Annotated in this window: 24 protein-coding genes; 9 read left to right on the top strand and 15 right to left on the bottom strand. The window is 38.9% G+C overall.

Features of this window, described 5'->3' with window-relative positions; translation table 11 throughout:
* Positions 1-6 precede the first annotated feature (6 nt).
* From HC179_RS05540 to HC179_RS21150, 3 genes are read right to left on the bottom strand one after another with little or no spacing between them, the layout of a single operon-like run.
* Positions 7-177 carry a hypothetical protein gene (locus HC179_RS05540; protein WP_168863431.1) on the bottom strand — a complete coding sequence of 57 codons (171 nt, stop codon included), beginning with the start codon at positions 175-177 and terminating at the stop codon, positions 7-9.
* A gap of 14 nt (positions 178-191) precedes the next feature.
* Complete coding sequence (locus tag HC179_RS05535; protein ID WP_168863430.1) at positions 192-347, bottom strand: hypothetical protein; 156 nt, start codon at positions 345-347, stop codon at positions 192-194.
* Between the two features lie 35 nt (positions 348-382).
* The gene (locus HC179_RS21150) at positions 383-514 is read right to left on the bottom strand and encodes a hypothetical protein (RefSeq protein ID WP_277351303.1); all 132 of its coding nucleotides are present in this window, start codon (positions 512-514) and stop codon (positions 383-385) included.
* Between the two features lie 81 nt (positions 515-595).
* On the opposite strand from HC179_RS21150, the gene HC179_RS05530 reads away from it, so the two are divergent.
* The gene (locus HC179_RS05530; RefSeq protein ID WP_168863429.1) at positions 596-949 is read left to right on the top strand and encodes a DUF3905 domain-containing protein; all 354 of its coding nucleotides are present in this window, start codon (positions 596-598) and stop codon (positions 947-949) included.
* A 52-nt stretch (positions 950-1,001) separates the two neighbouring features.
* Here the strand turns inward: HC179_RS05530 and HC179_RS05525 are convergent, their stop codons facing one another.
* A complete protein-coding gene (locus tag HC179_RS05525; RefSeq protein WP_168863428.1) occupies positions 1,002-2,360 on the bottom strand; it encodes a TrkH family potassium uptake protein in 1,359 nt (452 codons plus the stop codon).
* 160 nt (positions 2,361-2,520) lie between these two features.
* On the opposite strand from HC179_RS05525, the gene HC179_RS05520 reads away from it, so the two are divergent.
* Complete coding sequence (locus HC179_RS05520) at positions 2,521-2,709, top strand: alpha/beta-type small acid-soluble spore protein (RefSeq protein ID WP_148986895.1); 189 nt, start codon at positions 2,521-2,523, stop codon at positions 2,707-2,709.
* Between the two features lie 88 nt (positions 2,710-2,797).
* Here HC179_RS05520 and HC179_RS05515 read toward each other — a convergent pair whose 3' ends face one another.
* The 3 genes from HC179_RS05515 to HC179_RS05505 all read right to left on the bottom strand — a co-directional run bounded on the left by HC179_RS05515 (position 2,798) and on the right by HC179_RS05505 (position 6,375).
* Positions 2,798-3,934: an anti-sigma-I factor RsgI family protein gene (locus tag HC179_RS05515; RefSeq protein ID WP_168863427.1), complete on the bottom strand. Its 1,137-nt coding sequence runs from the start codon at positions 3,932-3,934 to the stop codon at positions 2,798-2,800.
* The gene (sigI, locus tag HC179_RS05510; protein ID WP_168863426.1) at positions 3,903-4,685 is read right to left on the bottom strand and encodes an RNA polymerase sigma factor SigI; all 783 of its coding nucleotides are present in this window, start codon (positions 4,683-4,685) and stop codon (positions 3,903-3,905) included. Before sigI ends, HC179_RS05515 begins: the two co-directional genes overlap by 32 nt.
* Positions 4,686-5,286: 601 nt before the next feature.
* Entirely contained in the window at positions 5,287-6,375 is a 1,089-nt protein-coding gene (locus HC179_RS05505; RefSeq protein ID WP_168863425.1) for an SDR family oxidoreductase, read from the bottom strand.
* A gap of 116 nt (positions 6,376-6,491) precedes the next feature.
* Between HC179_RS05505 and ku the strand changes: the two genes are divergently transcribed.
* From ku to HC179_RS05490, 3 genes are all read left to right on the top strand, one after another.
* Entirely contained in the window at positions 6,492-7,382 is an 891-nt protein-coding gene (ku, locus tag HC179_RS05500; protein ID WP_168863424.1) for a non-homologous end joining protein Ku, read from the top strand.
* 58 nt (positions 7,383-7,440) lie between these two features.
* Positions 7,441-9,279 (top strand): DNA ligase D, encoded by a 1,839-nt coding sequence (locus HC179_RS05495; RefSeq protein WP_205825239.1) that lies wholly within the window; start codon positions 7,441-7,443, stop codon positions 9,277-9,279.
* Positions 9,280-9,355: 76 nt separating this feature from the next.
* On the top strand, positions 9,356-9,640 hold the full coding sequence (locus tag HC179_RS05490; RefSeq protein WP_168863423.1) for a hypothetical protein: 285 nt from the start codon (positions 9,356-9,358) through the stop codon (positions 9,638-9,640).
* Between the two features lie 6 nt (positions 9,641-9,646).
* On the opposite strand, the gene HC179_RS05485 is transcribed toward HC179_RS05490, so the two are convergent.
* The 3 genes from HC179_RS05485 to HC179_RS05475 all read right to left on the bottom strand — a co-directional run bounded on the left by HC179_RS05485 (position 9,647) and on the right by HC179_RS05475 (position 12,937).
* Positions 9,647-10,630, bottom strand: coding sequence for a YeiH family protein (locus tag HC179_RS05485; RefSeq protein WP_168863422.1), 984 nt, complete (start codon positions 10,628-10,630; stop codon positions 9,647-9,649).
* 485 nt (positions 10,631-11,115) lie between these two features.
* Positions 11,116-12,006 (bottom strand): ABC transporter permease, encoded by an 891-nt coding sequence (locus HC179_RS05480; protein ID WP_168863421.1) that lies wholly within the window; start codon positions 12,004-12,006, stop codon positions 11,116-11,118.
* 13 nt (positions 12,007-12,019) lie between these two features.
* Complete coding sequence (locus tag HC179_RS05475) at positions 12,020-12,937, bottom strand: ABC transporter permease subunit (RefSeq protein WP_168863420.1); 918 nt, start codon at positions 12,935-12,937, stop codon at positions 12,020-12,022.
* A 233-nt stretch (positions 12,938-13,170) separates the two neighbouring features.
* Here HC179_RS05475 and HC179_RS05470 point away from each other — a divergent pair, with 233 nt between their 5' ends.
* Positions 13,171-14,310 (top strand): mechanosensitive ion channel family protein, encoded by a 1,140-nt coding sequence (locus HC179_RS05470; protein WP_346775122.1) that lies wholly within the window; start codon positions 13,171-13,173, stop codon positions 14,308-14,310.
* Between the two features lie 459 nt (positions 14,311-14,769).
* Here the strand turns inward: HC179_RS05470 and HC179_RS05465 are convergent, their stop codons facing one another.
* On the bottom strand, positions 14,770-14,955 hold the full coding sequence (locus HC179_RS05465) for a stress protein (RefSeq protein ID WP_148986905.1): 186 nt from the start codon (positions 14,953-14,955) through the stop codon (positions 14,770-14,772).
* Between the two features lie 127 nt (positions 14,956-15,082).
* Positions 15,083-17,371: an ATP-dependent DNA helicase gene (locus HC179_RS05460; protein WP_168863419.1), complete on the bottom strand. Its 2,289-nt coding sequence runs from the start codon at positions 17,369-17,371 to the stop codon at positions 15,083-15,085.
* 131 nt (positions 17,372-17,502) lie between these two features.
* Here HC179_RS05460 and HC179_RS05455 point away from each other — a divergent pair, with 131 nt between their 5' ends.
* The 3 genes from HC179_RS05455 to HC179_RS05445 are packed head-to-tail and all read left to right on the top strand — an operon-like array spanning position 17,503 to position 21,186.
* Positions 17,503-18,942 carry a spore germination protein gene (locus HC179_RS05455; protein ID WP_168863418.1) on the top strand — a complete coding sequence of 480 codons (1,440 nt, stop codon included), beginning with the start codon at positions 17,503-17,505 and terminating at the stop codon, positions 18,940-18,942.
* A 14-nt stretch (positions 18,943-18,956) separates the two neighbouring features.
* Positions 18,957-20,063, top strand: coding sequence for a GerAB/ArcD/ProY family transporter (locus tag HC179_RS05450; protein ID WP_168863417.1), 1,107 nt, complete (start codon positions 18,957-18,959; stop codon positions 20,061-20,063).
* Positions 20,050-21,186: a Ger(x)C family spore germination protein gene (locus HC179_RS05445; RefSeq protein ID WP_168863416.1), complete on the top strand. Its 1,137-nt coding sequence runs from the start codon at positions 20,050-20,052 to the stop codon at positions 21,184-21,186. The genes HC179_RS05450 and HC179_RS05445 overlap by 14 nt, the downstream gene beginning before the upstream one ends.
* 19 nt (positions 21,187-21,205) lie before the next feature.
* Here the strand turns inward: HC179_RS05445 and HC179_RS05440 are convergent, their stop codons facing one another.
* From HC179_RS05440 to kynU, 3 genes are all read right to left on the bottom strand, one after another.
* Positions 21,206-21,928, bottom strand: a complete 723-nt coding sequence (locus tag HC179_RS05440) for an alpha/beta fold hydrolase (protein WP_168863415.1) — start codon at positions 21,926-21,928, stop codon at positions 21,206-21,208.
* A gap of 64 nt (positions 21,929-21,992) precedes the next feature.
* Positions 21,993-22,622, bottom strand: a complete 630-nt coding sequence (gene kynB / locus HC179_RS05435) for an arylformamidase (protein WP_168863414.1) — start codon at positions 22,620-22,622, stop codon at positions 21,993-21,995.
* A 12-nt stretch (positions 22,623-22,634) separates the two neighbouring features.
* Positions 22,635-23,906 (bottom strand): kynureninase, encoded by a 1,272-nt coding sequence (gene kynU / locus HC179_RS05430; protein WP_168863413.1) that lies wholly within the window; start codon positions 23,904-23,906, stop codon positions 22,635-22,637.
* Between the last annotated feature and the right edge of the window lie 497 nt (positions 23,907-24,403).

Raw genomic sequence — 24,403 nt, 5'->3', positions numbered from 1 at the left:
ATTCAGCTAGCAGTTTTTCTTGTTTTTCTTTTTATTATTAGACTCTATTGCATTCTCAAATGCTTTTGCAGCATTTGGATCGCCAAATTCCGGACCAAATTCTTCGTTTAAACTGTCTTGAGAGATAGCATGCTCCGAACTATGTGCCTGCTTTTGCTTTTTCTTTTTTGCATTCATACCTTACAGCCCCCTTATTTACCTTGTCTGCCGTGTTTAGAATTACGGTTTGCTCCACGTATCATGTCCTCTTTATCATATGCAGCAGAGAATTCCGTATCAGGTAAGCTTTCCTTTGGAGTTTTATTATTGTTTTTCGCTGCATCATGAGCAACTTTCCTCTTTACCAATACAATCACCCCCGTGCTTATAGATTGCCCCTTTGTTATTTTTCACATTCTTCATATGCAATCAAAACTATTTCCTCGCCCATTTCTTCCTGCAACTTTTGTTCATATTCTGCAATGCGATCCAGTTTATCCTGTGATAGGTTGGCAATTTCAAATTTTTTAGTCATGTTCCTTCCCTCCTACTTTTCTTCGTACATACTTATTTATTTTAATGAAATGCTAAAACTATACATTCGGAGGTGAAATCAATGTCTGATCAAGAAAAGTCATTGGAAGTGGATGTCCCATACATGGAAGAAACGATGCCGCATCAGATTAACTCCCCTTCCTTCAAAGGCTCCAATATAAAAATGCAACCGCCCTTTGTTAACGAACACGGTGTAGTCATCGGTGACAGCAAATATAATTCTGAAGAATCCCCTTTAAATAACTGGAGCGACGAAGTGGACCCTGCCATTATGGCCGGTGATCAATGGGTGCATCCAACAAATGATATCGGGTGGAACTCTGCAGAAAACCGCGAGCTTGTGGAAAAATCAAAAAAGCCACAAGGCTTCCCATTTACACACCCAGATAAAGACGTTAGTTATGATAGGGATTAAATCGCGAAAAAAAAGAGACCCACTTAGGTCTCTTCTTTTTATTGGTCTTATGTCATCCGATAATAACTCTCTCTACTGGGTAATGATAGTTCGGCGGTTTTTGCTTGCTTTCAAGAATGAACAGGAATGTTAGCAATCCCACTCTACCAATAAACATCAAACAAATAATGATAAATTTGCCGATTGTTGATAAATCCGGGGTGATCCCCATTGAAAGTCCAGTTGTTCCGAAAGCTGAACAGACTTCAAATATGATTTGAATCAACGCAAATTCCTCGGTGACGCTAAGGACGATAATAGCGGACGAACATATTAAAATGGCTAGCAAAAGTACAACTAGCGACTTAATAATATCTTCCTCATGTATTTCTCTTCCAAAAATTTTAATATTTTTATTCCCTCTTGCAAAATGAAATAAAAATAAGATATTTAACGCAAATGTGGTGGTTCTAATACCTCCTCCAACGGAACTTGGAGATGCACCAATGAACATTAACCCACACATTACTAAAAGGGTAGAAAGGCCAAATTCACTGACATCCATTGTCGCCAGGCCACCGCTTCTTGTAGTAACAGACTGGAATAACGCATAAAATAAGGATTCATGCCAACTCATCCCCCGAAAATAGGCGTTTGATTCCAGAATAATGATAGCAAGAGCACCCAAAGTAATTAAACAAGCAAACGTTATACATGTAATTTTCGTGAATAAAGAAAAGCGAAATCTTCCATTTTTATGCATAATAAATTCTTTTACTTCCACCAATACCGGGAAACCGATAGCACCGGCAGTGATTAAGATCATGACAATGAATTGGACGAAATAATCATTTGCAAATGGAATGAGTGATTGGCCGGTAATGTCAAATCCTCCATTAGTCGTTGCACTCACGGACGCAAAGAAGCCATGAAAATACGCCTCCTGCCATGTATCAAAATGGGATAAGAAATAGGTACCTAAGATAAGTGCTCCCAGCAATTCAATTGTGAGAATCAAAAAAAGAATCTGCTTTATCAGCTTTACGATTCCTGACAGATTCGACTGGTTTTGGTCAATCATCATCAGCCTTCTCTCTTTTAGACCAATTTTACGTCCTAAGATAAGCCAGATAAAGGTACCAACTGCCATAACCCCCACGCCGCCGAACTGTAGAACAAACGCCAAAATAAAGATGCCCGGCACTGTAAAAGTCTCTACTGTATTTAATACTGTCAAGCCAGTTACGCTCACCGCGCTGACTGCAGTAAAGAGCGCATTGATAAAGCTCCAATCGACTCCCTCGTACCTTGCAACAGGAAGACTAAGAAGACTTACTGCAATAACGACAGCAATAAAGTAAAAGCTAACAATGAGCTGTGCAGGAGATAAATTATTTACTTTCTTGCTTACTGAATTTTTTAATGTAGTCATAATTGCCCTTTCACATAACAATAAATCTTGATCGTGTTAACTAATCCCCACTTATATTACAGTATTTGTCTAATACTTTCCAGTATTGATTAGAAAGAATATCTCATACTAATTTTACAGCTTCCATATAGGAAGCTGAACATAAAAAGGAGTGATAAGAATGGCACGTAGCAATAAATTACTCGTACCTGGAATCGAGCAAGCTCTTGACCAAATCAAATATGAAATTGCTCAAGAATTTGGTGTATCTCTTGGTTCTGACACTGCTGCACGCTCCAATGGATCTGTTGGTGGAGAAATCACTAAACGCCTTGTAGCACAAGCACAATCTCAAATTAACGGAAAATAATTTAATAAGAATGGATAGAACCCAGAGTAAGTTACTCTGGGTTCCACTTATGTAGACGCTAGATTTTTTTTAGTATGGGTGACAAAAGTTACCTGCTGCTCCCTCTTTTATCATCTTGAATTTTTTTAAAACTCTTAAAATCACTTGGTTCTGGTAGAGAAGCAGGTCCCATTCTTTCTTTATCAGCTCTATCGTTTTCCTTAATGCTTTGGTTCCATTCTGTTTTTCCTTCTTCTTTTAGCTGATTCTTATCTTCTCGCTCTTCTTCCCTTTTTTCTTTCCTATCTTCTTGCTTTTGTTCTCTCTCTATTTTCCGTTCCTCTTGTTCCTTCTTCCGATCTTCTTGTCGTTCATTTTTCTCTATTTTTTTCTGTTCCTGCAATTCCTTATGCTCTTTTTTGTCCGCTTCTTTTTCACTCTTCTTTACTTCTACAAAGCTTGGTGGACCACTTTTCTCTTCTTTTGCATTGGCATGCTTGATTTCAAGTGGTTGTTGGTTGAGTGGCAAAGTGGGTACAGATTCTGACTTGGACGTATCTTCGTTATCAACTAATTCTTTTTCTTGTTCTTTTTGAATGTATTTCCCAGGAGAAATACCTTCTTTTAGTGCATCCGAACGATTTTCAATCGTAGTTTCCAATGTCGTAATACTGACCATATCTTCTTGAACATTTTCCGAAATAGTGGTTATCTTATTCTGCATCATCGTTTTCCAATCAGAATTAGTTTCATTAGATAAAACAGATGCTATAAGTACTTCACTATTTTCAGTTAAATAGCCCTTTTGGCGAAAAACATCAAAAATTTGTGAGGACACGCTTGTGATGTCCTGTTTCTCCCAATCTTTCAATTGGTTGATAATATTCTCGCCCTCTTTATTATAAGCCTCCATAGAGATAACCTTCATATCTTTGTTTATACCAAGTTCAATACTTGGATTAACGTCAACGGAGACGTACGCATACACTTGGTTACTTGCATATTTAGGATACAGTGAAAAAGCTAAAATAATGGCAGTCATGACACTGATTAAGGCCCATTTTCCTCGTATGCCCAAGGCTAATTTCCCTTTTTTGGCGGTCTCTGCCCTATGCAAAGGAAAAAAAGCGATTTCCTCTCCTAAATCTACTTGCCCCTTTTGTTTTCTTGACTTCAAAAACTCACCCTCAGGGGTCAGAATGGTGACATGTTCATCATGAACTTCGAGCACAATCCCTTTTTTCACTCGTAATCGCCCCTTTTAAATAATCTTTCAAATATATATAATCCCCCGATAATATAATGGAAACGGCAATGATGTATTTTCGGTTGCGTTCTATTGTTTTCCTACTCACATCCACCAATCCTTCCAACTGCTTCATTGGCAGCATTTTCTTTTCAAACAAATGTTTTTTCAAGTCTTGGTTTTGTACGAGTGTATATGCAACCTCAATGGCATTCTGTCTTGCATCCGAATGCTTAGGTGAGCATTCCAAAAGGTCTGCAAAACTAAGCCCAAAATCATTTAACACACTCTGATAATACTTTATCTCTTCTTTTCGATGCTCTTGATCGATCTGTTTATTGAATTCTTCTACAGATAATGTAGCTTCTATTTTGTTAGAGGCATAATCATCTTGATCTACTTCCTGGTCGGACATTGTAACGGTATAGTTTTTGCTCTCTTTTCTTATATAGTCAATTACCCTCCGTTTAATGATCAGGTCTGCAAAAGAAATCAAGGAGCTGCCTTTATCTTTGGAGTATTTCTCTATCGCTTCATTAAAGGCTATCAATCCGATACTGAATTCATCATCCGTTTCACTAATATACCTTTTACACACGGATGACACTGCTTTAGCGATAAAAGGTTTATATTTATCAATCAGAATGTTTTGTAGTTGAATATTGCCAGCTTGTATCTCCAGCACTTCATCTTCAAGAGTCTTTGTGCGTCGTTTGCCAAATTTAAAAAGTAGGCTCAGCACCGGCTTCACCTCTCCTCCTGCTTATCTTATAACATATTATATAAATAGATGATTTCATAAGCATGTATTAAGAAGGAGGCTTTTTCATCTATAGAAAAAGTCACCTGTCCTATATATAAGGTGTACTTTTATCTATAAAATGTCAATGTAAAAACCTGTTAAGCCAGAACCGGTTGTAATAATAAGTTAATATAAGTAACATTATTCCATTATCAAAATATTCAGAGGTTATTTTCTTCCAAAAAACTAAGCGTTTTCCTTGTCCATTCAGTCGTTTTTTAGCGTTATTCCTAGTCCTCCTTTATCGCCTTGGCCAATTATCATTGACTAGTCACTTAAATGTTACGTGAATGTTTCAATCTTTTCGGGGGAGAGACAAAAAATAATTTTAGAATACTTCGAAATACCTACTATTTTACTTCCATTAGTTCTTTCGATTCGGATGCTAAAAACTTTAGATGAATGGTTTAAACCCGCCGTTCCTTTCCGCAAATGGCTTCGCCTTCCCAGGGGCGCTGGTGGAGTCTCCGCCATTTGCTCCAATCCACAGCTGGAAATTAGAAGAACGTACCGTTACTGCTTTTTTGGGTCAAAATCGGTTAAAATTCAATTATGATATATGGATGTGTTTCATTTGGTCATATTTATGTTCGTTATAGTACTTTACCATCATATCAGCCGTTTCTTGGAATGATGGGCAGTTAATATCAGCGTCACCAAGTATCCTTCTTGCTTCACTACAATCAAAGCTTCCTCTCCAGGTGAAATAATCCAGGGCCTCGCGTTCCACTTTCAGCCATTTCCTTGCTGTTGGAACGCGCAGGAATGTTTTTGCCAATGGGAGAGGTATAGATCCAGTTGGTGCCTTCTTTAAGAACTTCTCCACAAGAACGGTATAGGCTTCTCTTATTGAAATAGGCTCGGGATTGGTCAAGTGTAGGGTCTTACCTTGAGCACGCCCTGAATGGGTAAGATAGCATGTACTTTTTACAATATAATCAATTGGGACAACGTTAAACTCCGCTTCTCCTTTACCCAAATGGGGAATAAATGGTAAAAATCGAAGAGAATGAAGGAAATTTAACATAAGATAAGGACCATCAAACTTGGTTGTTTCTCCGGTTTGACTATGCCCTTTTACTATTCCTGGACGAATTATCGTGAGTGGTAGATGTTCTTTCTCCATATCCACTAATATTTCCGCCAAATATTTTGTTTCCTCATAGTGATTCCTAAAAGAAGCCTCGTGTATTAATTCCGTTTCCCGAATCTTTCCTACTCTGTCTCCAGCCACATAGGCGGTACTGAAATAGATAAACCTCTCAAGATTCGTCAGTTTCTTTACCCATTCAAGCACTTGCTTTGTTCCGGTGACATTCACTTGATAAGCAATATCTTTTTTAACTGCTAAGTCATAAATCGCAGCTAAATGATAAACATAGTTTGTTTGTCCTTTCACAAGCTGTTGATCTTCCATAGTCATATTTAAATTTGTTTGTGTAATATCCCCTTCGATAAGGTGGAACGTTGTCTCAGGAAATTGTTGCTGAAAGGTTTGGATGATAGGAACAGACATGCTTTTTTGGGTTGGCAGTACTAATAAAAAAATATTGGTGACACTTTGTTTCGTTGATAACAATTCACGAACCAGTTCTTGACAAATGAATCCCGGAAATCCAGTAAAGAAGTATCCACTCACATTCAAACACCCTTTCCATAAATTATCATACTCATCATTTACATTTAGGATAAACTACAACGGAGCACCTGAATAGTGCTTTTGTCAAAATATTAAGATAACTTAGGTGATATAGCATGCACACAATGTGGAAAGGTTCCATTAGCTTCGGATTGGTCAACATACCGATAAAAATGTATTCTGCCACCGAAGACAAAGACATAAAACTAAGAACATTGCATAAGGAATGCCATAGCCCCATTAAATACGAAAAAGTCTGTCCAAATTGCGAAAAAGAAGTGGAACAAGACGACTTAGTTAAAGGCTATGAGTATGTGAAAGGGAAATATGTCATTTTATCTGATGAAGAGCTGAAACAATTAAAAGAAGAACACGAAGACAAAAGTGTAAAGATCATAGATTTTGTTAAGCTTGAAGACATTGACCCTATTTACTTCAACCGCTCATACTTCTTAGGACCTGGGGAGAACGGCAGTAAGGCCTATTCATTATTAAGAGAAGCGTTGGAGGAATCCAAGAAAATTGGAGTTGCCGAAATTACCATTCGTTCCAAGCAACAACTTGCTATTGTCCGTGTCTATAAGGATTGTCTTGTAATGGAAACGGTCCATTACCCTGATGAGGTTCGGAATGTGGCAGATGTCCCTAGTGTACCTGAAAGAAAAGATGTGGATAAAAAAGAGCTCGATACGGCCATTACATTAATTGATCAGTTAACCACTGAATTTGACCCTGAAAAGTACCATGATGATTACAGAGAAGCAGTACTTAGTCTGGTTCAAGAAAAAATAAATAAAGAAGAAGGAACGACGACTCCTATTGATTCAGACAAATCCAATGTTGTAGACCTAATGAGTGCATTACAAGCAAGCATTGAAAGAACCAAAGATCAGGGCGAGAAACCCGTAAAGAAAAAGATGGAGACAAAGGCTGAAGCTATAGAAAAGAAAACAGCCAGTTCCCAACCCAAAAAGCGGACAACCAGAAAAAAGAAAGCATCTAGCTGATAAGTTAGATGTTTTCTTCTGAACCGTGCACTTTCTTGAAAGGAAAGGAGTTATTATCATGATCAAACCGATGCTTCCGACACTTCATCAGAATCCTCCGCAAGGGAAGGACTGGGTCTATGAGGTCAAATATGATGGATATCGATGTATCGCTTCCCTAGAAACCAATAACGTTAGCCTCCAAAGCAGAGGCGGAACGGAACTCTCCCCTTCATTTCCAGAAATCGTCCAATTTCTAAAAGACTTAACTCATATTAATGCCTGTAAAAAAATGCTCCCCATCACCTTAGACTGTGAGCTTGTTGTGTTAACTTCCCCACGAAAGGCGAATTTTCAAATCATACAAAAACGAGGAAGAACGAAAACAAATGAAAATATCAGTAAGCTATCCAACGAACATCCAGCCACGCTTTTAGCTTTTGATTTACTTGAAATAAAAGGAAATACTCTAATCCTGAAAAAATTTTCAGAACGAAAGGAAACACTTATACACCTTTTTGAACAGACTCGGTTACCCCTTTCTCCAATTGTGAATAACGCTTCAAGACTTCAGTATGTTCCTTATTCCTACAACTCAGAGGAGTTATGGGAGCAAATTAAACTCGAGCATGGTGAAGGACTAATTGCCAAAAGAATTAACAGTACATACACCTTAGGAAAACGAACAACGGATTGGATTAAAGTAAAAAACTACAAAACGGTAACATGTTTTATCACTGCTTATCAAAAGGAGAATGGTTATTTTCATGTAGGTGTTTTTAAAGGGGATTCAGTAGAAGGCATTGGTCTTTTTTCACATGGACTAACATCCGAGGAGAGAACTGCTCTGATTGGGGTCATCAAGCAAAACAGTTACAAAGAAGATGATAAGTTTATTTATGTAAAGCCAGGTATTTGTGTAGAGATATTTTATCTCGAAGTTTATCAGAATCAATTAAGACACCCTGAATTTAGTCGTTTTCGCTTTGATGTCGAGGTGAAGGAGTGTTCAGCTGATGGATTATTTAAACCAACACTTCCTGCTTCTGTTCCCATCACGAACCCAGATAAGCCGCTTTGGGAAGAGCCTCTAGTGACTAAACAGTCATTTGTCGAGTTTCTATATCATTGCTCTCCTTATATGCTTCCATTCCTAAAAGATAGAGCTATGACAGTGATTCGTTTTCCGCATGGCATGTCTGGAGAAAGTTTTTATCAGAAGAATTGCCCTGATTATGCCCCTTCATTTGTAGAGACTCATGTGGATCAAGATATTAACTTTATTTTATGCAACAATATGGAAACCTTGATTTGGCTTGGCAATCAGCTTGCACTTGAATTTCATGTGCCCTTTCAAACCGCTTTTACAATAGAGCCGGGTGAAATTGTCTTTGATTTGGATCCACCCTCTAAAGAGCACTTTCCCATCGCAGTAACGGGAGCACTGATGATGAAGGAAATTTTCGACCAACTCGGTTTGTACTCTTTTATCAAAACATCAGGAAGAAAAGGGCTCCAAGTATACATCCCCTTACAGGATGGACAATTCACCTATCAAGATACCAGACAATTCACTGAGTTCATTGCAAATTACTTAGTTTCCAAAGAACCTGCTCTCTTTACTGTGGAACGTCTAAAAAAACATAGAGGAAATAGAGTATATGTGGATTATGTGCAGCACGCTGAGGGTAAAACAATCATTGCCCCTTATTCGCTTAGAGGAAATGACTTGCCAACAGTTGCGACACCCTTGTATTGGAGGGAAGTAAAAGAAAGCTTGAGACCAGAAGAATTCACGTTATTCACTGTACAAGAAAGGTTGAAGAAAATTGGTGACCCTTTTCAAGATTTCGCCACAAGTAAAACGAAACAACCATTCCAAGACGTGCTATCCTCTCTAAAAGAATTGCGTCAGTAGTATAAGTCGTAGCAGTGAATGCACTATGTATAGCAGGAAGTAATATTGGAAAGGATGGACACTAAAAAAGGAAAAGGTGATTGTCGTGCAAGCCTTTGCCGTTGTCCATCCCATTATTGAATTAGATGACAGTATCATTATTGAGTTTTTAGACGAAACCGAGCCTAAGGATAGCCGCAAGTACCGACTGTTTTTAGGTAAACGAACCATGCAAGTATCTAAGCTGATTGTTTTTCGTCCGACACTGGAATCGTGGCAGGACATTACATCCATGATTTCTCCCTTTTACTTGGCTTCTTTAAGAACTAAACTGTTGGAACAGACCACAGATTATATAGATAAAAAGGATGCAATTTCTTAATAGAGATTACAAAAAATATAGGACGAACAGTAAGCTTGTGACACCAACAAAAACAGAAGCAATGAAACCAGCTACAAAAGGTTTCAGTCCTAGACTGCGAATGTTCTTCCATCTTACCTGAAGACCGACCCCAGCCATGACCATTACAATTAAAAATTTCGCAATTTCTCCCATATATCCGCTGATTGCTTCCGTGATGATACCGGTTGAATACATTCCGCTCATGAATAAAAAGCCGAAAATAAAAACCGGAAAGGCCCCTTTCAAGCTTTGTGTACTGTCATTTTTGCGAATCATAATAAATGAAATGGCGAGGACGAGAGGAAGGATGAATAGGGTACGGACAAGTTTAACGGTTGTAGCAACTTCCCCTACCTCATCTCCAAGCAAATATCCTACCGCCACTACAGATGAAGTATCATGAATGGATGTACCTGCCCAAATCCCCATTTGAATAATAGATAACTGAAGCCATTGTCCAAGGACAGGGTATAGAAATGTTGCCAAAATGTTAAAGAAAAAGATGGTAGAAATTGCATAAGCAACGATGGCTTCCTTTGCCTGTACCACCCCTTTGACGACGGATATGGCTGTTGCACCACAAATGCTGGTTCCAACTCCAATCAACAAGGCTAGCATTTTGTCTATTTTCATCAGTTTACCTACTAATAATGTTATTGCTATCCCTCCGGAAACAACGATTATTATTACCAGAATGGATTGAGCCCCAATATCAAGGATACTACCAAAGCTTAAAGTCGCACCTAAAAGGACAATCGCTACCTTGAGCCATTTTTTCACAACAAGCGATATTCCTATATTATATTTTTCATTAAGCTGAAAACTGTTACGGATGATGATTCCCATTAATAGGGCGAATAGTACTCCACCGATTGACGGGAAAAATTCACCTAGTAATTTGGCCATTATAGAAATAACTAGGATGAGTAATATTCCTGGAATCGTTTTGTTGATGCTTGATTTATTCATATCCTAACCCCTAACAATTGTAAATGCACACTTCTCCTATTTTAAAGAATATAAAAAAGCCTGTCGAGAACTTTCGACAAGCAAAACATTATTATAAAATTATTGTTTGAAAAACACCCGCAGTTGATTTTCGCAAATGGCTTCGCTTTCCTAGGCTAACGAGAGCCTCCCCGGCTACGCCGAGGCCACTGAAAAATTCTTTTATTTTTTTAAGTTTTTTAGACTCCGCTGTTGATTTCCGCAAATGGCTTCGCTTTCCTAGGGGCGCTGCTGGAGCCTCCTCGGCTACGCCTGCGGGGTCTCCACCTAGCACTATCTCCCTCAGGAGTCTCCGCCTTTTGCTCCAATCAACAGCTATGAATTATAAAAAATTTTCGTTATCAGTTTTTCAGTGGCCTTGCTACGCCTGCGGGGTCTCCACCTCGCGCTATCTCCCTCAGGAGTCTTCGCATTTTTGCTCCAATCAACAGCTTGAAATCTAATTACTACGCTTCTAACCGGTGGAAGTGTTTACGTAGGCCTTCTCCCAAGACATTAAAGGTTAGAACTGTAAAAGCTAGTGCTAGCGCTGGAAAAAATGGGATCCAAAACGCTCGTAACAAATCCCCTCTCGCTTGACCAAGCATCGTCGCCCAATTTAAACTTGTATTCTCAATAATACCTGATCCATAGCTTAACTGAACAAACTGCTGAGTAATAAAAATACTAAAAATACCAAGCTGTCCAATCAGCAATGCAATCCTGCCCATATCAAGGAAAAACTGAACCACCAAATCCGGCAAGGCATTTGGCAAATAATATGTTGTAAAAAGAGTGAGCGGAGATACTCCGACAGTGATACCCGCTTCTACATAAGGTGTCTTTTTTATCATATGGAACTGACTTTGCAAGACTGTACCGACCCTTCCCACTTCGATCGCTGCCAATATTACGATTGCCCAGAAGAAGCGGTGTTCATGGAAAAAGATTATAGGTAAGCTCAAAAGAATGATTGCTGAAAAAATGACCGGCAAAGCAGAAAACACTTGATTCCATCCTTGAAGAATCCAATGAAATGGACCCTTTTTATTTACTGATAGGACTGCCAGTATAATGGCTATTCCATAGCGTAAGGCGGCAACGGTCAAAATTAAACCAAGAGTTTCTCTTGCCCCGACCACTATGATGCTTAATAGATCCCTTCCCTCTTTATCAGACCCTAATAGAAAATCAGCTGAAGGCTTAAAAGGTGCCGTTTCCACTCCAGAGTCCGTGAAAATAATGCGTTTGGACTCTAATACATTGTCTATAAAAGGCAGGTAGGGTCCTATTAAGGTTATTAGTACTAAAAAAAGAAAAAAGCCACTTCCTAACATTAACGTCCAATTACGTTTCATCGTATCCGCTCACCTACCTTGGTTCAAGTTTCTTCATAAATAGGATGGAAAGGACTTGCGCGATAAATACAATTACCATAAAACTTAAACCGAACCCGATAATAAGCCCCGACTCATTCACATAACGCATACTCCCTGATAAAGAGCTTTTTACATCGAGTGCTTGAAACATTCTATAGGCTGCTCCCCTGTAATCCAAAAACCATTCCACTATGAGAAGATTGGATAATAAATAGAGCATGACAGCTGGAAGATTGGACATGATTGGATAAAGGCTGTTTTTTAGCATATGCTTCCACAACACTTTTTCTTTTGACAACCCTTTGGAACGGGCAACTTGAATATACGGTTTCCCTTTTTCGTTTCCAAGCGTTGCAGAGGTGATCCTAGCAACATAAAGCATTGGATACAATGACACCAACAATCCTGCTATCAAGAAACTAAACCAATGGGTATGGCCAAACAATTTAATAAATGGGAAATGAAAAATTATCACCCATTGCAGGCAGAGAATTAAAAAGAAATCCGGTATTGATTGGATGAGCCATGTCAACCCTTTTCCAAACAAATTCCATCCATTATTACGGTCATAAAAGTCGAAAATCCCTTTTAGTATTCCAAAGATAATGGTGATAGCACATGCTGCCCCTATTACTTTCAGACTTCTTCCTAAATGAGGCCAGAGTTCCTCTTCAGCCGGTTTATTATACCTCGTCATACCCAGTGTATTATTTTCTTTTACATCATTAATAAAGATAGAAATATTGTGTTGGTATGCTGCCCACGAAAATTCATACCCATATTCCAGCGTTTGAGCCCTTCCATGAACAGCTATGTCAGGCTGCCTTGGAAACAAGACTGCCAATATAAGTAACACAGCGATAAACAAAAAGAACAGAAAGGACTTTGTTATTTTCCATAGAACCCCCATGACTTCCCCCCATAATCCCACGAAATCCGAAACACTTTCAATATAGTAAAATTCTACCACTAATGGCTATATAATTCTATGAAATTATTAATTATTCTGACCATTTTACCCCTTTGCTTACCGTTGAATTCTTTAACACTTCGTAGTAATATAGTGATTTATGATAGATTCGCAAAAAAATTTCTTGCCAAAAAACTTTAATAAATGCACTCACCCTAAGGAGGCTTGTGCCTGTGAATAAAACAATTGATTGGTTCACCAGTATCTGGACTGCCGACTATTGGACGGATATGAATTTCTGGATTGATATGGGGGTTTCCTTACTCATACTCCTGCTATTCCTTTTATGGAGAAAATTGTTTACAAAGTACTTCTTTAAAGGACTTTTAGCCATTTCCCAAAAGACACCCACTGATCTATTTACTTATATCGTGCTTGCCTTTAATAAGCCCGTAAGAATGTTCTTTGTGATACTCGGGATATTTTTCGCATTAAAAACAGCGCCTTTTTCTTTAATGGAGGCACAAACATTATCTAAACTGATGCGATCTTCCATCATTGCACTGTTTGCTTGGGGTATATTCAATTTCATCCCTTATTCTTCTAATCTATTTACCAACCTTTCCACTAGATTAGAATTTGAAGTAGACAAAATAGTCATGCCGTTTGTAACAAAAGTATTGCGATTTATCCTAATAGCTCTTGCGTTTAGCATTGTATTGGAAGTGTGGGAATATGATGTCGGTGCAATCGTAGCAGGATTAGGACTAGGTGGACTTGCCTTTGCCCTAGCCGCACAGGAATCCCTGAAAAACTTATTAGGTGGCTTTATCATCGTAACGGAAAAGCCTTTTACGATGGGGGATTGGATTAAGACTCCAAGTGTAGAAGGTGTAGTAGAGGATATCTCTTTCCGCAGTACACAAGTAAGGACTTTTGCTCAAGCTGTGGTTACCGTTCCCAATGCAACATTATCAAATGAACCGATTACAAACTGGTCAAAAATGGGCAAACGACAAATAACCTTTAAGCTTGGCGTGCAGTATGATACAACCCGCACTAGTTTAGAAAGAGTAGTGAGAAGAATTGAGAATATGCTTCGTAACCATGAGGCGATCGATCAAGAAACGATTCTTGTCCGCTTTGATAGTTTTGGAGCTAGCAGCTTAGATATCTTCCTCTATTTCTTTACCAAATCTGTCATGTGGGGCGAATATCTAGAAGTAAAAGAGGATATCAACTTTAGAATCATGGAGATTCTTGAGGAAGAAGACGTAGTCGTTGCCTTCCCAACCAGAACACTCCATATCGAAAGCCCACAAGAAGAAAAAGAAAAACCAAAACAATACAGCCTAAGAGGCGAAAAGGCATAATCATGTAACATAGTTGAACGAAGTGGAAGGCGCGTAGACTCCTTGAAAATGCTAGCGCATTTTCTTCGTGCGATGAATCGCTGCCGTAGCCTTCCTTGTCCTGCGGGAGGAAGGGACAAGGGAGACAACGAAGGCATGCTATGGCCACTGTAAAGTTTTTTATGATTTCTAGCTGGTGATTGGAGCAAAAGGCGAAGACTCCTGAGGGAGATAGCGGTAGCTTGAGACCCCGCAGCGAGGCGAGGAGGCTCAAGCACCGCCCCTAGGAAAGCGAAGCCGTTTGCGGAAATCAACAGCGGTGTCTGAACAACATCTAAAATCAATGACTTTTTTCAATGACCAGCAGGCTTGCCGAGCAGGCTCCCGGACCGCCCGCGGAAAGCGAAGCGCCCGCAACGGAGTGAAACAGTTAATGAGGTACTATAAATGTACAAGAAGGCATAACCCTAGCAATTAGGGTTATGCCTTCTTTATTGGACTGACTTTCTTACTAGGTACATCATAAAAGAAATAATTGTACTCCGTCTTCAACTCAGACGTTGTCATCCCATCCAACACCAGCGAGTCATACACCCCGATTAACAGAAGTTTATTTATATAATACTCACGTTGCTGCTCTAACGCCTGTTGGAGTTTCCTGCTCATTATCATTCACTTCCCTTTCATAGGCTACATTTAAAAAGGTAAGGTTTCGGTCTACGATCCTAATTACTTAGAATATACCCAAAAAATATTGATACAGGATAAAGCTATTGTAAATTATTCTTAAATTTTATTTCCGAATGAAATTTTGCCACTCTGGCGGAAGAAGACTCCTATATTTTGAGTGGAAGTAACGATCATCTATAAGCAGAATGAATCCAGTGTCTTCTTCACTTCGAATCAACCTTCCCCCTGCTTGCTGCACCTTATTCATACCAGGATAAACATAGGCAAAATCAAAACCGTTCTGACCTTGTTTTTGAAAATGCTCCTTCATGACATTCCTTTCAAGAGAAATTCTGGGTAAACCCACACCCACAATTCCAACACCCTTTAACCGGTCCCCTTTTAGGTCGATTCCTTCAGAAAAAATCCCTCCCAGCACCGCAAACGCTATAAAGGTTCCTTCCCTTGCAGGGTTGAAGCACTCTAGAAACATTTCTCTTTCCTTTTCTGTCATGACAGGCTGTTGCACCAGTGTTTCAATGGAATCTTCCAACGCGAGCTTCTCATATGCTTCAAATACCAAAGATAAATATTCATACGAAGGAAAGAAGATGAGATAGTTTCCTTTTTCTGGATGGAACACTTCCCTGATCGTCTCCGCAATAGGTAAGATGGATTTTTCTCTATCTTGGTATTTGGTTGAAATGTTTTTGGCATAAATCTTCATTTGTTCAGGGAGAAAAGGTGAATCAACAATTAGATGATAATCCTGATCCTCCCCGCCCAAAACGGTTTGAAAGTAACCAAGCGGATGAAGGGTAGCTGAGAAGAATACCGTTGCAACTGCCTTACTTGTAGACTCTTTGATAGCGGCCGAAGAGTCCATACAAGCAAGCTTGACCAACACTTCACTCTTATAAATCGTCACAATGGTTTTATATCGCTCGTTATAGACTTTTGTTATTCTTAGGAAATCCAGACCTTCAAAGTAGGCTTCCAATATTTCTTGATGAGCCATCCCAGAAGGATTTCGAATCAACCATTGTTCACAAGCTTCCAATGCTGCAACCAATATTTCAATTAATAATGAAGGCTTATCATCAAATACAAACTCGTTGGTGACGAGGATTTGCTTTTTCCACTTCAGCAAAGAGTCATTGACTGCTTTGATCTTCATATACAATTCTTCATCTGTCCCCTTTACTTGCCTTGCGGCTTGTAAAAAAACTGATTTTGACAAAGAAGCGGAGAGCATCTCACGTGATCTGTCCACTAGATTATGTGCCTCGTCAATTAACAGGATCGTCTCCTTATGGAAATCTCCCCACCGTTGCAGCCGCACCTTAGGATCAAAAAAGTAATTATAATCACAAATTACCACATCAGCAAACATCGCAAGGTCAAGCGAAAACTCAAATGGACAGAGCTGATGCTTTCTTGCATATATCTCAATTGTTCTCCTATCCATCAAACGCTCATTCTCTAGAATATCTTTAATACCCTCCTTCAGACGGTCATAATAACCATCTGCAAAAGGACAAAATTCTTTTTGGCAAATGGTTTCTTCTTGAAAGCAAATTTTTTCTTTCGCAGTGATTGTGACAATTTTCATGTCCAATCCATTTTCAATAAGTAGCCTAAATGCCTCTTCTGCCACCATTTTTGTGACTGTTTTGGCAGTAAGATACATTATTTTTTCTTGCTTCCCCTCCTGCAAGGAGATAACCGCCGGAAAAATGGTGGCAATAGTTTTCCCGATTCCAGTAGCAGCTTTTGCAAACAACCTTTTTTCTTCCCGAATGGTTTTATAAACTGCTTTTGCCAGATTTCTTTGTCCCCTTCGATAGGATTCATACGGAAACGTAAGTGTTGAAATACTCTCCGTTCTAGCTTGTCTAAATTTCCATAATTGTTTATGAAAGCTAAGGTACTCTTTTGTTAGTTCCTCGACAAATACTTGTAGTTCCTTCATCTCAAACTGTTTTTCAAAAGTCTTTTCGTCCTTGTTTTCCCTTTTGGCATATACCATGTGGACTGTTATTTTATCTAGTTCATTTTTTAAGCAATATATATACGCATACATTTTCAGCTGAGCCCAATATGCTTTAAAATCTTCTTCTGTTACAGTGTTCAAATCCCTTGCAGTTGTTTTAATTTCCTCTATTATGACTTGGTTTTCATTGCGATAGATACCATCACATCTTCCTTCTACATGCAGTTCATATTCTTCTATTTGCATTTCAATGGAAAGATAAACTTCCTTTTCATAATTATCTCCTCTCTCAGCTTGCAGTCTTTGGTGGGTCCGCGTGCCCTCTTGCATAACATTGGAGCCTGCAAATCTTGTGTCAATGCTTCCACCCATCATAACGAATTCAACAAGTTTTCTAACTGATACGGACAATTTCTTCATCAAATAACCCCTGAGATCTCATTTTCTTTAAGTATAACAAAAGAACTTCTTCTACTATGCATAATTACCACCTTGTCATAGGAAAATAAAGTAAGTGGAAAGATTTTGCTTTGAAGGTGGTGAAGAAGACCATGACGAATAATGATCCGCTCATATTGACGACAAAACTCGAAGAAAACCTTCTTCACTTAAGAGAAAGGTTTGTTCATTCAGAGGATTTCATCATGGAATATCTCCACCTACAAGATGAGGAAGCCTATTTAGTTTATATAGAAACCATAATTGACAAAAAGCTTGTTCAAGAAAGAATTATAGAACCACTTAAGAGTAATAAAATCAGTTATAACGACTTAAAACAACCTCTCTCATTAGTTAAAGAAACAAATAGTATGAAAGAAATTACACAGTACTTACTTGAAGGAGGCTGTATAGTTCTTAGCAAAAATTCAGACCTTGCTTATATTTTTGAAGTGCCCTTTTCCAACAATCGAGATATAAAAGAACCTGAGACAGAAGGAATTATACGCGGTGCACATGATGGGTTTGTTGAATCTCTTTCTACCAATATTTCTTTAATTAGGAAACGTATACAAAATCCAAACCTTAAGGTAAAGTACTTTTCCATTGGCAATGATTCTCATACAAAGGTTGGATTAATCTACCTTGATCATATAGCAAATAAAAAAACGGTATCCCTTATTGAGCAAAAATTATCAGAAATAAATATTGATTTTGTGTTGGCACCAGGATATATCGAAGAATTTGTAAGCGAAAACTCTTCCATTTTCCCTACCATGCTCAGCACCGAAAGGCCAGACCGTACTGTTGCCAATTTAATGGATGGAAGAATTGCCATCATGTCCGAAAGCAGCCCTGGTGCCTTAATAGCTCCAACCACCTTCTTCACTTTTTATCAATCACCTGATGATTACAACAGCAGGTGGTATTTTGGTTCTTTTATTCGTTTTTTAAGGATAATGGGATTCCTGATTTCTATTGCTCTTCCTGCATTATATATAGCCATCGTGTCGTTTCATTTTGAAGTTTTACCGACAGAAATTGTGTTCTCTATTAAATCCTCCTTAGAGAACGTACCGTATCCTCCTCTGATTGAGGCTTTAGGCATGCAGATTACTTTAGAGATTTTGAGAGAAGCTTCTATTAGGCTGCCGAGCAGAATCGCGCAAACGATCGGGGTTGTAGGGGGATTGGTTATCGGGACTGCAGTGGTAGAGGCCAACCTTGTATCTAATACAATGATTATCGTGGTTGCCATTACAGCAATTTCTTCTTTTATTGTACCGATTACAGAGATGGGCTCCTCCATAAGATTGTTAGGCTTCCCGTTTATGCTCATGGCAGCTATGTTCGGCTTAATTGGAATGAGCTTCTTTTTTATGTTTCTACTTATCCACTTATGTAAACTCGAGTCCTTTGGGACACCTTATTTCGCACCATTTTCCACATTAAGATGGACAGAGATGAAAGACACTTTAGTCAGAGTCCCATTGCCCCTTTTTAAAAAGAGACCTAGTGATACGATGCCACAAAAGAAAAATAAGAAGGTATAATAAGGAGTTTTTCTATGCAAAAGGGCAGTAAAGTAAACATCAGTCAAGGGCAGTTGTTTTTCCTTATTATTCAGGCCCAAATAGGCGTTGGTATCCTTTCCTTACCATTCGCTGTACATAGTACCGCTAAAGGGGATGGATGGATATCCACACTTTTGGCGGGTTTTGTGATTCAACTTTGGATGATGATTTCTTTAACCCTTTCCAGATGTTTTCCCGAAAAAAATTTCTTTCAGATTTTACGTCATCTCTTTGGCAGGATATTCGGAAGTTTTCTCATCGTTTCCTATATCTTTTATTTTACAGCCGTCGCTGGCCTTGTAGCTGTTTTACAAACCGGACTAATCAACAAATGGATACTTCCCCTGACGCCATTTTGGGTACTTTATTTACTGATTATTATCATTGCTGTTTATTTAGCGACGGACAATATTTTAATCATCGCAAGATTTTTCGGATTAACTACAGGCGTCATTGTGTTTTTCATCCTCCTTATTGCAACAGTTTATCGGGATGCAAATATAGCATACATTTTACCTGTGGGTCAGAGTGGAATAAAAAATATTATTCTGGCAATCAAGGATGTATTAATTGCTTTGACAGGCTTTGAACTCATCCTATTGATTTACCCTATGATAAAAAACAAACAAAAGACAGCAAAAACGCTCACTTTTGCCAATATAACAACTGTGCTCATTTATGGTTTTCTTGTGTTTACAAGTTTAATTATCTTCAGCCCAGAAGAAATCACACTAGTTCCAGAGCCTGTCTTGTATATGTTAAAGGCTATATCCTTTGAAGTAATTGAAAGGCTTGACCTTATATTCTTGTCCATATGGGTAATTCCCATGACAAACTCTTTCATTATTTACTTATATCAAGCAAGCAAAGGCTTAAAGGAATTATTTCATACACAATCCCATGCACCTTTTGTACCTATTATTGTCTTACCAATATTCATATCAGGCTTCTTTCTACAAAACAAATTTATTATTGAGGATATAAATAAAGTTTTTCAATATATTATTTTCGTTTTTGCCTTTATATTACCCTTTCTTTTCTTGCTGATCGCCTTATTGAAAAAGAAAACGAACAGGAGGAAAACCTATGAGTCGTCGTAAGCTTCACATTATGGTTTGCTTGATATTGGCGATGTTTCTTATGACAGGCTGCTGGGATCAGCGGCTTTTAAAAGATTTGAAATTAGTGTTTACCGTTGCATTCGATCTGGGAGAAAGTGATGAAATCGTTTCTCATATTGCTATTCGAGAAACAGAAAAATTAAGCGTCGGTGGACAACCTGGACAAGCTACGGTTGCAGTGGTGGAGGGGCAGGGAATTACTTTAAGAGATACGCGATTAAGCCTGGATAAGCGAATACCTGGAGAATTTTCACCAAGTAAAATGAGGGTGTATTTAATGGGGGAAGAACTCGCAAAAAAGGATATCTATTCCATACTTGATATTTTATATCGTGACCCAAAGGCTCCTCTCGGTGCAAAGCTCGCCATAGTGGAAGGAAAAGCAGAAGATATCCTCCATATGAAATCTATTAAAGAAACCCTTTTAACGGAAGCTATTTCGGATCTTTTGGTGAATTCAGAGAAAAATACCATTATTCATAATGAAACCGTTCAGACTGTCTGTCCCACGATGTTTAATCCTAGCGCAGACTTTTCCCTTCCTGTAATAAAAAAAATTGAGATGAATGATATTGAAGTAATTGGTATGGGGTTGATAAGCGATAGATCCTATACCGGCATAACTCTTGACGACAAACAATCTACAATCTTACTACTGCTTGCTAATGAAAAAGCCAAAGTGGCACAAGTGAATATGCTTGTTCATCCAGAAGAGGAAAATCTACAAAATCGTTACATGACATTAAGTATCTCGAAAGCCAAAAGTCATATAAAAACAAGCGTCCATTCTCCATCTGCTATTAAAGTAACAATAGATTTAAAAGTAACTGGTGCTATTGCCGAGTATCCAAAAAATCATTTGGTGGATAAAGAAAAGGTAAAGGAGCTCGAAGAAAAAGCAACGCAGCATTTAACGGCACAGTCCGAAGAAGTGATTAACATCATTCAAGATGCCAAAAGTGATGTATTAAGAATCGGAGAACATATTAAGGTTCATCATAATAAAATCTGGAACGATATTAAATGGAGGGAAGTGTATCCCACCATTGAGATCGTACCGAATGTGACAGTGGAAATTACAGGAACGGGAATTATTAATTAGAGCATAAAAAAGAGGAGCCTTAAAAGCTCCTCACGATTCCTTGTACGATTCGTTTCCATTGTTCTTCTTTTGAGATGCTTGCCTCATTATCCCCTTTTTGTAGGCCATAATCTCCAAACTGAGAATGATTGCCACCTTGGATAATAAGCGTATAAGTCTGTGATGGTAGAAGGGAATCGGCCGCTGTTAACCTTTTCTCATCAATAACACCATCAAGTTGGGCTTCGAATGTGAGTACTTCCCCCTTAAATGACGATAAATCGTCATCTTCTGGAGGATATGCCGCCATTAAGATCAAACCTGTAACCTTATCTGGATTGTTGGCCACATATCTTGCGGCCATTGCACCGCCGAGGGAATGACCAGCCATCACCCACTCCCGATCATCATACTCGTCAATGATCTTATCCGCTTTATCTGAATTGAATACAGCAAGGTGCAAAGGCATTTTTGCTATAATAAAAGGAACCCCTTGCTCCGCCACCATCCTAGCCAATGGAGCATAAGCAGCAGCTTCTACTCTTCCTCCAGGATAGAAGATGATGCCAGCTTCATCATTTTCTTCGGTTGGAAAGAAAGATATCCAACTCCTGTTTTCTTTTACTGTGACCTCTTTTGTCGAATCCAAGCTCTCTTCATTTACTAATTTATAAGGTGTTGCAACTAGAAATAGACATGCTACAGCTACTACACCGAAAATAATTCCTAAGGTAACTAAACTGATTTTTAGCCATTTTTTCATCCTTGTACCTCACCATAATAGATTACTGTCTATTTTATGAAAACAAAGAAGGGAAAGCAAATTTCTACCACATATTTTCTATGAGTACCGCTCTCACCGGGCTTCCATCAGCACCCTTTATTTTCAATGGCAGGGCAATCAACTCGTACTCTCCTTCATTTATTTCACGTAAATCAATTCCTTCAAGTATACAAATGTTGGCTTGATGCAAGCTATGATGGATGGGTAGATCTTTACTATCCAACACATCTACACTTGGAAGGTCTACACCAATTAAAGGCACTTCCATTTCCTTTAACATTTCCACCACTTCTAAAGAAAGTGTTGGGATTTGTTCCGGAAACTCTCCTTCGCTCTTCCATGCATCCGTTCTAAAAAGAATTCGTTTTGCATGGTGCTGGTTAATAGCTTCTTCTACATACTTTCGTTCTATTATATGATGCCCTCTCACATCCACAACCACGGCAGGTCCTTTGAAGATAGAAGGGTCCAATTCATCCATCCGCTTTCCCTTGTCATCGAAATGAAATGGTGCATCCACATGGGTTGCAGTATGCACACTCATTTTTATACTGCCCACATTAACCGATCCTGTATGCTGCTTGGACCAGTTTACATGATAGTGAAACGGAGTATCACCTGGCCATGTTGGAGTGTCCTCACTAAGTGGCCTTGATATGTCATACATTCTCATAATCTTGCCTCCTTAAGCAACTACTTCTCTTTCGTTGGAGTATTTTTCATAATGTTTTTCTTCCATAATAGTTCGCAGAATCTGCACTGTCTGATAAACATCTTTATAAGTGGAGTATAGTGCGATTGGGGCAAGTCGAATGATATTGGGCTTACGGAAATCTGGCACCACTCCTAGCTCCTTCAATGCTTTACATATGCGTGCAGCTTCTGGATGTTCTAGACTAACATGTCCTCCACGACAAACATCATCCACTGGATTGGTCACATGGAATCCATATTCCGAAAGCTCTTGATCAATTAGTTCCATCATCACTCTAGTTTGATGGAGTGATTTGTCCCTGATATTCATTATCCCAATTTCTTCAAACATCTTTAAAGATCCAAGCAACGGAGCCATGCTGAAGATATGAGGTGTCCCGATTTGATAGGCACCACTTGTAGCAGCAGGTGTAAACGAATGCTCCATATCAAATTGCTTTTGCTTATCCGATCCAAACCAGCCTGTTAACCCAGGTGTTTTATCAAAGTGTTGTTCATGGACAAACAATGCCCCAACTCCTCCTGGACCGGAGTTTAAATACTTATAATTGCACCAATATGCAAAATCAACATCCCAAAGGTGAAATTCATGCGGAATGGCACCAACTGAATGGCATCCATCCCAACCGACAATAACACCCTTTTCATGAGCAGCTTTTGTGATTTTCTGTATATCAAACAGCTGCCCACTACGATATAAAACTGTTGGCAAAATAAGAATGGCCACTTCTTCATTAAGCTGTCGGATGATATCCTCTTCACATATGGTATGTCCATCCCTGCTCTTCACTTTAATTAAGTGCTCTTCTGGATTTAATCCTTTCAGTTTTAAAATACTTTGAATCGCATAAATATCGGAAGGAAAGTTTAACTCATCTGCAACAATTTTTGTCCGCTTCCCTTTTGGCTGATAGAAAGTTGCAAGCAATTGATGTAAATTACTTGTGGTAGAACCTGTAACCATCACTTCTTCTTTTTTTGCACCTACAAGCGGCGCGCTCAATTCACCTAGCTTTTCAGCAAAATAGAACCAAGGCTCCTCCCCGCTCGTCCAACCATCTATCCCGTGATGTTTCCATGAATCCAAGAGGCTCAGAAGTGCTGATTCTGCCCTTTTTGAAAGAAGCCCAAGCGAATTCCCATCCATATAAATAGAACCTTCTTTTATGTAAAATTCTTCACGATACTTCTTTAAACAATCCTCTTCATCCCATCTATGAATCATTTCCATTGTAATACTCATCTGTCATCCCCCTTTGCATCTCAACTACATTATCTCATTATTCTGTTAAGTGGAACAATGAAAAATAATTAGGTTATAAAGAAAATGAAGTTCCTATGGATTCACAGCTGTTGAATGGAGCAAAAGGCAAAGACTCCTGAGGGAGTTCGCGCTAGGTGGAGACCCCGCAGGCGAAGACGAGGAGGCTCCACCAGTGCCCCTAGGATAGCGAAGCCGTTTGCGGAAATCAACAGCGGTGTTTGACAAGAATCATAACAAAAAAAGAGAGGCTGGGACAAAAGTGTTTTAGTCTAAATAAAACCCGAACTAATTTAAAATCTTAAATTAGTTCGGGTCTTTTTTCGTTTAAAAGATACATTTATTTTTTGGATTGCACCAGCTGTTGATTGGAGCAAAAGGCGAAGACTCCTGAGGGAGATAGCGGTAGCTTGAGACCCCGCAGCGGAGCGAGGAGGCTCAAGCACCGCCCCTAGGAAAGCGAAGCCATTTGTGGAGAT

Source organism: Bacillus sp. RO1, from assembly GCF_012524115.1.
In the GTDB taxonomy this organism is placed as follows: Bacteria; Bacillota; Bacilli; order Bacillales; family Bacillaceae_I; genus Sutcliffiella_A.
This window is presented reverse-complemented; position numbering and strand designations above follow the sequence as displayed.